Consider the following 12,260-nt stretch of genomic DNA (forward strand, 5'->3'; position numbering starts at 1 on the left):
CTTTTATTGGAGCATGAAAATGCCAGAAGTTGAAAAGCCTAATCAGTATTGTTTCCAGCTCGGGCAACTGAGTGTTGACAGTGCTGAGGATGGCAAAAAGAAAAGAACGTTTTCAGGAGTCGCTTATAGCGGTGAAGTTATTACTGACCACTGGTTTTGGGATCGAATCATCTTTGATCTTGATTCAATGCAGTTAAAAGGTCGAATACCTGCATTACTGGAACACCGATCCAGTCAAAGAGCAGGCGCAATCAATACACATTCCATAGATCATCAAACAGGATTAAAGGTTACTGGTGATTTGATGAGTAATGAGTTTGGTACTCAGGTTGCTCAAGACTCAGATGATGGTTTTCCATGGCAAATGTCTGTTCGTATCGAGCCATCTGCAATAGAAGAGATTCAAGCAGGCGCATCGGTCGCAGTAAATGGAAAAATTCATCAAGGGCCAATTACTGTTTTTCGTAGTGGTCGCATTCGTGAAGTATCGTTTTGTGCATTAGGTGCTGATGATAATACAAACGCCGTAGCAGCAAACCACAACCCAAAATCAAAAACTTTCAACAAAGAGGACACTAACGTGACTGAACTCGAACAGGCGAAAGCCGCTCAAAAGAAAGCTGAAGAAGAGCGCGACGCGGCACAAAATGAACTTAAAAAGTTCAAAGTTGATAAACGTGCTGATGATATTGCAGCTTTGGAAACATCTCTAAACAAGCAATTTAGCGCTGAAGAAAAGAAGTCCTATACAGATATGGATGACGTATCTTTTAATTTCTTATCTCAGCAATTAAAACAATTTTCAGCAGGTACACAACCACCTACAGAGCAATCAAAGGGAAATAATATTTCTAATCAATTTGCTCATTTATTCAGTCATCAAGCGAATGGTGGGCAGGGTGGAAATGGGCAAGCACAAGGTTCAGCACTTGATAATGCATTTAATAAATTTGCTGCAGCCAAATAAAAAGGTGATTAATCATGGGTAAGACAATTACAGAAAAAATCGAAAGCCGTCAACTCATTGTCGGTAATGGGGTTCGTACAGAAAATGCGAAGCCAACTTCAGGAATTGCCTATAAGCGTGGTGACTTAGTTCATGTTGATGAAAATAACATGGTTACTCATCCTACTTTTACGGGAGATAAGTTAGGCGACTGGGATGCGATTGTGGTTGAAGATTTTTCTCAAGATCAATCGACATACCACGCAGCAAATAATCTTGAAATGCCTTTATACGTGCAAGGACCATTTGATGTGGCTGTGGTCACGGTTAATGGCGTTTCTTTAACCACTGCACAAATAGACTCAGTGCGAGCACAAGCATTGAAAAACAAAATTGAATTACGAAAAGTGGTAGGGAATTAATAATGAGCCAAACTTTTACATTTCAAAATGCCCCTGTTGAGTTACTTGATATTCCTCAATTGGTTTTAATCACTGACAAGATGAAGAAAGTGGACACTTGGATTATAGATCGCTTTTATCCTCAACGTGTTGCCTACAATAAGACAGTTGTTCCAGTAGGTGAGCTAAACACAGCTACCCCACTAGCACCGTTTGTAACCCCAAGCACAGGTGCTCGACCTATTGATGTAGCTGAAACAGCGCAAGTAGATTTTGTTAAACCTGCTTATCTAAAACCAATGATGACGGTAACCCCTGCGACAATTCAGGATTCAGCTTTAGTCAACCAATTGCGTCAACATGGGATCATTGCAACAGGTTCCAATCGTTTAAGTGATGCAGATCTTCTTCTTATTGATCAAGCTCAGAAAGCAATTTATTTACGTCAATCCATTGAAAATCGTAAATTGTTGATTGCGCGTGATGTTCTTCTCTATGGAAAAACAACATTTGCGTCAGCGGATTTTCCAAAATATGAAGTCGATTATCGCCGTAACCCTGCTTGTAATTTTTCTCCATTGATTAAATGGGGACAAGTTGGTGCCAAAGTGATGGATGATCTGCAAGCCATGATTGATATTTCAATCGAGCATGGTGGTAGTTCCCCTCACATGATTGTGACGAGCTCTAAAGTCTTTAATGCAATGCGACAAGATCCTGAGTTCAAGGAAAAATTTATTGCCCCATTTGCAGGTATTAGTGTTCCGCTAACACCTTCTTTTGATCATAAAGATAAACCTCAATTTCGTGGAACTGTCGACAATATTGAAATCTGGACTTATGACGTTCAACATAATATGTATGGTGCTGCAGGTCGTTTTATTCCTGAAGATTTCTTCGGAATGATCAATGATGCAAATGGATGGATTGCTCATTGCGCCATCCAAAATCTTGAGGCATTCGGTCAAGCACTTGAATTCTTCTTAACACAAGATCAGAAAAAGAATCCATCAAGCATTGAGCTTCTTGCTGAATCATCACCTCTAGCCGTGCCAAACAACAAAAATGGCTTGGTGGGTGGTCATGGATTTGTATAAGGGGAATTACATGCCAAAGTTCATCGCAAAACAATCCATCGGTCACTTTCGACCGGGTGATGAAATCAAAGGGCTTGAAGCTAAACAACTTCAGGCCCTTTTAGCATCTGGGGCTATTGAAGAAGAGCAAGCCATTGAACAGCCTAAAGAGAATAGCTATGCATCTCAAATGGCTATTCTTGCTGCAGAAAATGCAGAGTTGAAAGCAAATGAACTTTCGCTTACAGAAGCTAAAAATAAAGCAGAAGCTGAAAATGCAGAGTTGAAAGCTAAAGTTGCCGAGTTTGAAAAATCTCAACCTGCAGATAACAAACCTGCTGCGAAGCCAAAGGAATCAGCTAAATAGGTGATATATGTCTGAGTATGCAAGTCGTGAAGATCTCGTCTTGCGCTTCGGTGAGTTAGAGATCAGTAGATTAGAAAAAGCTTTAACAACTAATGAGTCTGTTAAATCAGCAATTCAAGATGCTTCAAATATTGCCGACGGATATATTGGTTTGAAGTATCCAATCCCATTACCTGAAGTTCCTGAAAATCTCAAAATTTATATCTGTGATATTGCCCGATACTTGCTTTGGAAGACGAAGGCTAGTGAAGAAGTGCGTCAACGCTATGAAGATGCAATTTCGTTTCTAGAGCGAGTATCAGTAGGTCGGGGGATTCTGACGATCAAAATCATCAATGAATCTGGTGAAGAAGAGACGGCTATTGCAGATACATCACCGAAAACTATGCCAATTGGTACAACGTATAAAGGGGGAGTTTTCTCAGACTGTATTTTAGATAACATGCCGAGTATTTGATATGACTGACTCTATACAGATGCATGGTCAAAATAAGTTGCAGGAGTTTATGCGAAGAGTTGTTGATCGTGTAGAGGATCCATCGGGACTTTGGCAGGATATCTCAGATATTCTCGAATTTAATGTGCAACAAAGAATTCGCACAGGAATTGGTACTGATGATAAGCCTTGGAAAAAGTCATGGCGAGCTAAAGTCCAAGGTGGGCAAACTCTACGTGATACTGGTCGATTGCATAATTCAATTATCGCAAAGGTTCAGGGTAATACGATTAGTGTTGGAACAAATGTTAAATATGCACCTATTTTGCATTTTGGGGGCACGATTAAACCAAAATCAGGTAAGTATTTAACTTTTAAAACACCAACAGGTGGTTGGGTAAAGGTTAAGTCCGTTTATATTCCGCCTCGTCCATTTATGGGAATTTCTGTTGATGATTCACAAGAAATTCTCTTTGAAATTGAAGAATATTTATACAAGGTTTTAACTGATGCAAATCATTGATAACTATTTTGCGCTTGAAGAGGATATTTTGAAGCGTATTAAAACTGAACTACCTGATATTGATGAAGTTGTTACGCCGTTCAATGTGGATGATCTTTTTGAATGTCTTATTGGTGATGTGGGTATAGGCATTATCTATGTTGGTGACCGCATCTCTGATACATCAGGAGATGGCAAAGCCAATGCAATTTATCAACAGTGGTTGATCGCGCTTGGTGTTTCTGATGCATCAGCTCAACTTAGTGAAACTATGTCGATTCGCCAATTAGCTGACCCATATATCAGAAAAATTCTTACGGCAATGCAAGGTTACCAACCGCAGATTGTCGGATACAAACGATTTCTGCGTGTGGATGCTGGAGTGCCTATAGGTAAGACAACTGCAGGACGGGCATTTTTCCCATTCTTATTTGAAGCACAGATGATTAAATCATGGTGACTATGAAAACATATAAAGCTTTACAGCCTGTAGGCCGCTTTGTAAAAGGTGACACTATTGGTGGTCTTTCAGATGACCAAATTAAACGATTAGAAGCAGATAAGATCATTGAAGAAGTGAAACCATCTGCACAAACAAAACCAGCTAAAGAGGTCAAAACAGATGGCTAAAAAATATATTTCGCTTCAGGGTAAATTTTATCTATCTGAGATTGCGAATGGTGTTGCTGGGGGTATGCGTCATCTTGGTAACGTTCCTGAATTCGAACTTGAAATCACTACAGACCAAGTTGAACACCAAGAAAGCACATCAGGACAACGGACCACCGATTTTGTATTAACCAAGACAACAGGTGTTAATTTCAAAGGGCAACTTGAAGAAGTAGATGAAGTAAATCTGCAATACATCTTGTCAGGTATGAAATCGGAGGTTGCCAGTGTTACAGTTACAGACCAAGGACTTGGAACAATTAAAGTAGGCCAAGAAATTAAACTTGATGGCTACAACTTAACTCAAGTATCTTTTAAAACGGGATCTACGACGATCGCAGCTGATAAATATACGCTTGATGCAGTATTTGGTACGATTACATTTAATGAGTTAATTGCGGACCCAGTAACAGCCAGCTTCACTACTGGTAAAGTAAGTCACACAACGATCGCGAGTGAATTCAATAAAGAATACGAGTTGTTCTTTAAAGGAATTAATACTGCAACAGGTGAAAATATTGCTGTACGTTTGTGGCGTACTAAAAAATCACCTGAAACAACTTTCCCATTGATCCATGAAGAGTTAGGTCAATACGAAATCTCAGGTCAATCACTTTCAGACACTGAAAAAGGCTTAGATCCTACACTTGGTTTATATGGCCATGTTGTGACAATTCCAGCAGCGTAATTAAGACAACAGGCACAGGGGCGCATAAGCGTCTTTTTTTGTGCCTGCGTTTAGGATTAAAAATGAATGAGTTCTTCTTAGCTTCAAACAGATCAGTATTTAATGACGAAATTGAAATTCGACAAGTTTTAATGAAAGATTTTGATCAGTGGTCCGAATTTGCTGAGCCAATTAGAATTATGTTTAACAATAATTTTAGTGATGAAGTATTTGCTGATGTTTTTAAAAAACTTAAATTTCAAGTAATCATGGTTGCTTCATTAGCAACAAATGTTTCAGATTTAGATCCTAAATTATTAGAAAATGAAGGCGAGTTACTTGAGCTATTTAAAAACGTGATCAGGGTAAACAATGCATATTTCAACCAAGAAAATAATAAGAAAATCGATTCTAAAGAGAACTACACCTGGTTTGATTCATTTCAGTTTTTAATAAGTAAAGGGCATAGACATTTAGATATTTTAAATTATAGCTTTGGAACTTTTAAAGAGTACCTCAAGGCAGCACAACGAAATGAAAGAAATAGCTTGCTAAGCATGGGAAATAACATGCGTGTTGCTTATCACGCTGACAAAAATGGATTTAGTAAGTATATAGATAGTATGAATAAATTCTGAATTTCACATTGCACAACCTCTAAGCAATATATATTCTGTTCAAATAATGAGGGGAATATCATGAAAAAATTACTTTTAGCTTTTTTATTTTTAGCTTCTACCAATATATATGCTGCTACTGAAGCACAAAGTGTTAGATCATCAAATAGTTTTGTGAGTAAAGGTGATTCTCAAGGCAATATGATTCAAACACTAGGTAATCCTGAATCTTCTTATGAATATAAAACAAGGGATGCAAACGGGCGTTTAGCTTTTGCTACAGATTACCACTATACGATTGATGGTGTGAGGTACACGCTTACAGTTATTGGTGGAGTTATAACTAGAATTGTTTGGGAGCGTTAATTGTGAAATACCTTGTAGGTGCTCTAATTATTATTGTTTTATTTGTTGGTTATTTTATCAACAAAAGTAATAAAGAGGATATGGCACGATTAAAGCAAGCTGAGGTTGATCAACAGCAAAAAATTAAGAATGAGAAATATACCGCTGAACTAAATCTTAAAATAAAAGAGATTCAATCAAAAATCGATATTGATCAAAATGAAGCAAAGAAGATAATTGAATCTGAAAAAATTTCTAGCGAAGGTAGAAAATTCTATTCAGATTTAGCTGGACGTTGGGCTGATGCAGTTAAGATCGCAGCATCTACGCCTAGAATGGCCTTGGCTCAACCTGTTAAGGAATTACAAAATATACGAAGAGATTTAGAAGTAAGACAAACTACCAATTATTGTGATGAGACTATTAAGCAGAACCTCTATAAGTCGTTTGACTATGGTGTAGATGGATTCATAGATTTTATGCGAGACAATAAGTTTAAATCAGAATTGAGTAGCGAGTTAAGTTCAAAGTACATGAACAATTCTTTAATCTTAACTGAGTATTGTTATAAGTAGCACAAATGATGATGAGTACCCCATTTTTTTTAAGTATTTTAAAGCAAGTATTTTAATTTAATACTTAAAATACACCTACTTGTATATTTACCTATCCTATTTGATACGTTTTTTATACATAAAAACAATAACCACCTTCGGGTGGTTTTTTATTGCCTGCTAAAAAGTTGAGGAATATATGGCTTCAGGATCAATGGATTTTCGCTTAAACCTGTTAGCCAATACTACTGGCTTACAGCAGGGAATGAATGGTGCTAAGTTCGCTGTAAATGCACTAGTTGCTGCAATGGCTGCTGTGGGAGTTGGCCTAAGTGTACAAGGAATAGCTCAGGCTGCCGATTCATATACAAGCTTATCAGCACGTATAAATATTGCCACTAAAGATAGTGGTAACTTTAACCAAGCAATGGCTGGTGTCCATCAAGTTGCTTTAGCTACCAATTCAAATCTGACCACAACAGCTGATTTATTCACTCGTTTAAACACTGTGGGTAAAGATATGGGGATGACGCAACAACAAGCGTTAGAACTAACAAAGACGGTTACCCAGGCGATTAAGATTGGTGGTGGCACAGCAGAAGCTGCAGATGGTGCAGTCACTCAATTTATTCAAGCAATGCAAGGTGGTGTTCTTCGAGGTGAAGAATTTAACAGCATCATGGAAGGTGGTTATGGATTAGCTGAAGCTTTAGCTAGAGGCTTAGGTGTAACTACAGGTGAGCTTCGCAAGATGGCTGAAGCTGGCGAGCTTTCTTCTGAACGTGTAGTAAAGGCGCTTCAAAGTCAATCCGTATCAGTGCAAGCAACATATGATAAATTCCCAACAACGATCAGTAATGCTTTACAACGAATATCTACAAGTTGGGAGATTCTAATTGGTCAAATGGATCAGGCAAATGGTGCTTCATCTACCGTTGCTCAGTGGCTTGTAATACTTGCCGATAATATTCAAGATCTAGATGTTGTGCTTTATGACATTGGGGAGGGATTTGTTTGGGTTGGTGATCAACTTAAAAAAATTGACCCTGCAACAATTGAGGCACTAAAAACTGCATTGCTTTCAGCTTATGAAGCATTAAAAAATATAGGAAGTGTTTTAGGCAGTACTTTTGAAGTCACTTTTGATTTACTTAATACGGCACTTTCAAGTGTGTTTGATTTCGAAAGTGGTGTTGATGGTTTAACCGATAAAACCAACGGTCTAACCAAACTATTTCAAGCATTAAATGTCGTAATTGGCTTTATAAGTGATGGATTTAGTGGTCTAAAAATTGGTATTAGTTTATTGGCTGGTGCTGTATATGATGTGGCTGCTGCATTTACCTATTGGAAATCTAAACTTCTTTTTGGTGAATACAAAGATGCCGCTTTAAAAGAATATGAAGAATTATCTCAAAAAGCTCAAGGCTATTATCAAAAAGCTTCAGAAGGAGCACTAGAATTTAAATCCAAAGGAATTGAAGCTCTTGAGTCAATTTCTAAAACTCAAAAACAAAAAGATGCAGAAGCTGTTGCTTCTTCAAAAGTGAAACTTGATCAAATTCTAGCTGACCAACAAACTGAAACGACAGGTAAAAAAGCAAGTGAGGATGAAAAACTAAAAGCTGTTCAAACATATGCTGAAGCAGCCATTCAAGCTAACAAAGGTGTAATGGATGGTGTATTGCAAGCTGATTTAATTAGTAAAGGTTACATGGTGACTTTAGAGGCATCAGGTAAGGTTGTAGTTACATCAATGCTCGAGGCAAAAAAGGCAACTGAAGATAATGCAAAAGCTATCGAGTTAGCCAAGAAACAATCAATTAAAGCTGAGGAGGATTATCAAACTTTTGTTAAGAGTAGTGCGGCTGAAAGAATTAGCTTAACAAAGCAATTTGAAGAAGCCAGAAAAACTGGGGATTTAAATGCTTTAAAATCTGCGCAAGATGCATTGGCAGCTATTAACACAAAGGAAGAAGAATTAAATATAGCTCGAAAATCGCGTTCAGCCGAGGTTGCATCAGGTTTGAAATCTTCCGTTGATGTTGCAAGGAAAGCAGCTACTGCTTTAGATCTAGACTTAGATATTCTATTAAGTAGAATTTCAGAAAAGTTCAAAGCTGGGGAAGTAAATGTTGTTAACTTCTCAAAAAATCTCACAGCTTTGGGTGTTCAGGGCAAGCAAGCTGGCGAAGTCACATATCAAGTGTGGGTAAAATGGTTAGAAACAGCAAAGTCACAAACTGAAATTGATTATGCAAAATCAAAACTTCAAGAATTTGGTGTACAAGGAAAACTATCTACTGAACAGGTCGCAATGGGAGTGCAAGCCATCCGACAAGTTGTTCAGAAATTACCAGGTGATCTTAATCCTGTTGAGCAAGCATTTGAACGTCTGGGGATTAAAACTAAAGAACAGTTAAAGCTTGCAGCCCAATCAGCTTTGGCAGATTTTAATACCATTCAAAGTAGTGGCCAAGCCACGGCTGAAAGTTTAAGACAAGCTTATGAAAGAACCATTCAAGCAGCGATTGCTTCAGGTGATCAAGCTGTAATTGCTCATACTCAAGCAAAAGCTGCATCACTTGGTTTATCTGTTCAAATTGATGATACAGGAAAGGCAGTTGTACAGTCTTATGATGAAATGAATAAAGCTGCTTCGTCTCATGCTTCAACTGTTTCAAGCGGTGTAACAAGTGCCTATCGTGAAATGGGTGCGGTTGCCAGAGAAGAGGCTCAAAATTCAATTGATGCATGGAATGAGGCTTTAAGTGCAAAATCTGAGGCAGAGGCCAAAACGAAAGAAGAAAAATCCAAAAAATCAAATGCTGTTTCAAGTACATCCTATACGAAGAGTTATGTCCGGGATGAGCTTAAAAAAATGGGTTATGACGATGCTCAAGCTGAGTCAATTGCTCAAAATATTTTTGGTACCGCACTCGCAAAAGACCAAGACGTTCTGCAAAAGAATCGCAGTCTTGGTGGGCTTACGGATATTTCAGGTATGTTGTATCAAGAGCTAAGAAAGAAAGGATTAGCAGGCTATGACGGTTCAAGGTATATCGAACAAGCATTACAGCGTTATTCTGACGGAAAAGGGCAATCTACAATGCAAGCATTGGCGCCAAATGTTTATGCAGACACTCAAAAGAATACCTCAGCTGCGCTTTCAAGCAATTCTGATCCAAGCAAAACAGTTAAATATAGTTTTAATTTTAATGGGCAGGATGTTTCTTTGATAGGAAATGCGAGTCAAGAAGGCACATTGAATGAACTGTTTAGACAGCTTGAAACACTTAAAAAGAGTGGTTAAAACATGAAATTAAAACGTATCTCAACTTCAGAAACCGTCACTTTGTCTGACGGTTTTTTATGGTCTGATGAATTTGACTGGAATCCTATTGAGCAAAAACAAGATCGCGCAGTAGACGGAGCTTTGATTATTCAGGAGGGTAAAAAGAAATCGGGTCGTCCAGTTACTTTGATAGCTGATAAAAACATGGCATGGCTTAAACGACATATTGTTAGCAAGTTAAAAGACTGGTCAATTCTTCCAGAAAAATTTGAACTTCAATTTAACTATTTTCATGACAAGCGCACGTTTAAAGTAGTTTTTAATCATCAAGATAAAGCAATAGAAGCAAATCCTGTGCTTGAGCATCCGACTGTTTCTGACGATGACGAATATAACGTGACACTAAGATTTTTGGAGATAAACGATGCCGATTGAAACTAAAGATTTAGTTTTATATGAATCTGAGCGCTTAAGTGATAATGATGACGGGGGTGGTAAATACAATGGGCAAGTCATCATTGATGGACAGAGTAACAACTTGTTTAATGATATTTCAGAATTAGATCGAAGCCTTGGCGATGTATCAATGCGAAAGATATTTCCTGCGGTAACAACTATTGATACTGATTTATTGATGGGATCAACCGTGTTTATATCTGAGAATCCTAAAGATCCTGCTGTTTCTGCACTTTTATTTAGCACTGGAAGTTATACGGATCAACGTAAATCTGCGCAAAATCGAGTTGAGTCATATTTATCAAAGGGCACTCAAATTGCAGGAACGCCACTAGATACACTTTGGCAGGGTATGAAACAGATTCAGGTCTGTATGTTTACCAGTGAAATAGAAAGTAATGTGGGTGATGCGATCGTATTGGTTTCAAATGGTGGGCTTATAAATAGCCATGAGCAATATGTTCGAATACTAAAAGTTGAAACCCGTATTTCAAAAATCGTTATTGATCAAAAAGAGATTGAATATAAGATTGCAACCTATAGTATTAGCGACCCATTAGAAATTGATTTTATAGGGTTATCTGCAAAAAACTGGTATGCAGGCCAAAAATCTACAACAGAAATCCATGATTCTTTGGTCGCTGATACGGGTAAATATTACTCTTCAACTCAAGCTACTGAGGATGCTCAATTAGGCCAGTTTACAATAAATGTAAAAGATGTTTTTACTCAGATTATCCCTAGCGCTCAAAGCGAAACAGCGATCATTGATGTAAATGCTTCAGGTGAGAAGTCTACTTTAGTTTCAGGTAATGATGGAGTTGTATCTGCAAGCTATCAAGTTGTTATTTCACCATCTCAAAATTTTTACTTAGGTTCAAGCATCATGCCTTCTACTCTAAGTTTTTCTCTATTTAATCAACAAGTAAACGATAGTGGTGGATTATTAAAAACTAATGCTGGCACTCAAGTGGGAACGATCGATTATCAAAAAGGTTTGATTCAATGGACCACTGCTGCAGGTTCAGGGAATACGACTTTAAACATTGCATTTAAGCCAGCTTCGACACCTTTACAAAACACCCAAAGCCAATCGATTCAAGTGACACAAAATAATCAAGGATCAAATTGGACAGGAGTTTTAATTCCTCCACCTGCACCAGGCAGTGTTTCTGTGTCATTCATGGTGAAAGGTAAGTTTTATGAACTTAAAGACGATGGATCTGGGCAACTTAAAGCTGGTGCAACGTCTATTGGATCTGGCTCAATCAATTATGAAACAGGATCATGGTTACTGACTACAGGTGAGCTTGCGGACGTGGGGAGTAATATTCTGGTGTTGTGGTGTACACCGATTTCAACTTTTGTACGCTCAAATCTAACTCTTGAAAGCCCTTCATTCGAGTTACTGTTGGGTGAAGCCGTTGCAGCAAATAGTGTTGTCGTGAAGTGGAATGTAGGTGACATTGAGAAAACCGCTACAAGTAATGCTCAGGGCAAGTTTAATGGAGATGCAACGGGATCTATAAACTATGCAACTGGAGTTGGTAGATTTATACCCAAAGTCCTACCCCAAAAGGGCACAGTTTTTACAATTAACTACAACACGGGTTTCCCATTAAATCAAAGCGCAATAATCACTCCTACTGTTGAGCAAGAGTTAAGTTTTAATGTGGGAACAGGTAATGCACTTCAACCAGGTAGTATTGAATTAAGAATGGAGTTACAAGATCAGCTTAACCAGAATTTGAGTGAATTGGTCCTGACAGATTCCAAGGTTGATAACACTGTAGGTAACTTACACGACAAGTTAGGCAATATTCACGGAACAATCAATTACAGCTCAGGTGTTGTCGTGATAAAGCCATATTTAGAAGTAATGGTTTATCAAAAAATGTATACACCTCAAGTATTTGCGAGTAATTAATC

The 12,260-nt window shown here is 38.0% G+C and carries 15 protein-coding genes; all 15 read left to right on the top strand.

Annotated elements, in window-relative coordinates:
* Positions 1-19: 19 nt before the first annotated feature.
* The 15 genes from MTO68_RS10045 (at position 20) to MTO68_RS10115 (ending at position 12,258) form a co-directional block, all read left to right on the top strand.
* Positions 20-967, top strand: a complete 948-nt coding sequence (locus MTO68_RS10045; RefSeq protein ID WP_244015798.1) for a hypothetical protein — start codon at positions 20-22, stop codon at positions 965-967.
* A gap of 14 nt (positions 968-981) precedes the next feature.
* On the top strand, positions 982-1,368 hold the full coding sequence (locus tag MTO68_RS10050; protein WP_244015799.1) for a hypothetical protein: 387 nt from the start codon (positions 982-984) through the stop codon (positions 1,366-1,368).
* A gap of 2 nt (positions 1,369-1,370) precedes the next feature.
* The gene (locus MTO68_RS10055; RefSeq protein ID WP_244015800.1) at positions 1,371-2,444 is read left to right on the top strand and encodes a major capsid protein; all 1,074 of its coding nucleotides are present in this window, start codon (positions 1,371-1,373) and stop codon (positions 2,442-2,444) included.
* A gap of 10 nt (positions 2,445-2,454) precedes the next feature.
* Positions 2,455-2,790, top strand: a complete 336-nt coding sequence (locus MTO68_RS10060) for a hypothetical protein (protein ID WP_244015801.1) — start codon at positions 2,455-2,457, stop codon at positions 2,788-2,790.
* A gap of 7 nt (positions 2,791-2,797) precedes the next feature.
* Positions 2,798-3,247, top strand: a complete 450-nt coding sequence (locus MTO68_RS10065) for a phage protein Gp36 family protein (protein ID WP_244015802.1) — start codon at positions 2,798-2,800, stop codon at positions 3,245-3,247.
* Position 3,248: 1 nt separating this feature from the next.
* Positions 3,249-3,749 carry a phage virion morphogenesis protein gene (locus MTO68_RS10070; RefSeq protein ID WP_244015803.1) on the top strand — a complete coding sequence of 167 codons (501 nt, stop codon included), beginning with the start codon at positions 3,249-3,251 and terminating at the stop codon, positions 3,747-3,749.
* Positions 3,736-4,188: a hypothetical protein gene (locus MTO68_RS10075; RefSeq protein WP_244015804.1), complete on the top strand. Its 453-nt coding sequence runs from the start codon at positions 3,736-3,738 to the stop codon at positions 4,186-4,188. The genes MTO68_RS10070 and MTO68_RS10075 overlap by 14 nt, the downstream gene beginning before the upstream one ends.
* 2 nt (positions 4,189-4,190) lie before the next feature.
* Entirely contained in the window at positions 4,191-4,358 is a 168-nt protein-coding gene (locus MTO68_RS10080; protein WP_171501869.1) for a hypothetical protein, read from the top strand.
* Positions 4,351-5,085: a hypothetical protein gene (locus MTO68_RS10085; protein WP_244015805.1), complete on the top strand. Its 735-nt coding sequence runs from the start codon at positions 4,351-4,353 to the stop codon at positions 5,083-5,085. The genes MTO68_RS10080 and MTO68_RS10085 overlap by 8 nt, the downstream gene beginning before the upstream one ends.
* Before the next feature lie 62 nt (positions 5,086-5,147).
* Positions 5,148-5,702, top strand: coding sequence for a hypothetical protein (locus MTO68_RS10090; RefSeq protein WP_244015806.1), 555 nt, complete (start codon positions 5,148-5,150; stop codon positions 5,700-5,702).
* Positions 5,703-5,762: 60 nt separating this feature from the next.
* A complete protein-coding gene (locus MTO68_RS10095) occupies positions 5,763-6,047 on the top strand; it encodes a hypothetical protein (RefSeq protein ID WP_244015807.1) in 285 nt (94 codons plus the stop codon).
* A gap of 2 nt (positions 6,048-6,049) precedes the next feature.
* Positions 6,050-6,601, top strand: a complete 552-nt coding sequence (locus tag MTO68_RS10100; RefSeq protein WP_244015808.1) for a hypothetical protein — start codon at positions 6,050-6,052, stop codon at positions 6,599-6,601.
* Between the two features lie 178 nt (positions 6,602-6,779).
* Complete coding sequence (locus MTO68_RS10105) at positions 6,780-9,893, top strand: tape measure protein (RefSeq protein ID WP_244015809.1); 3,114 nt, start codon at positions 6,780-6,782, stop codon at positions 9,891-9,893.
* 3 nt (positions 9,894-9,896) lie between these two features.
* Positions 9,897-10,310, top strand: a complete 414-nt coding sequence (locus MTO68_RS10110) for a hypothetical protein (protein ID WP_244015810.1) — start codon at positions 9,897-9,899, stop codon at positions 10,308-10,310.
* Positions 10,300-12,258 (top strand): hypothetical protein, encoded by a 1,959-nt coding sequence (locus MTO68_RS10115; protein ID WP_244015811.1) that lies wholly within the window; start codon positions 10,300-10,302, stop codon positions 12,256-12,258. Before MTO68_RS10110 ends, MTO68_RS10115 begins: the two co-directional genes overlap by 11 nt.
* The last annotated feature ends 2 nt before the right edge of the window (positions 12,259-12,260 follow it).

The organism is Acinetobacter sp. NyZ410 (genome assembly GCF_022828975.1).
Taxonomy (GTDB): Bacteria; Pseudomonadota; Gammaproteobacteria; order Pseudomonadales; family Moraxellaceae; genus Acinetobacter; species Acinetobacter guillouiae.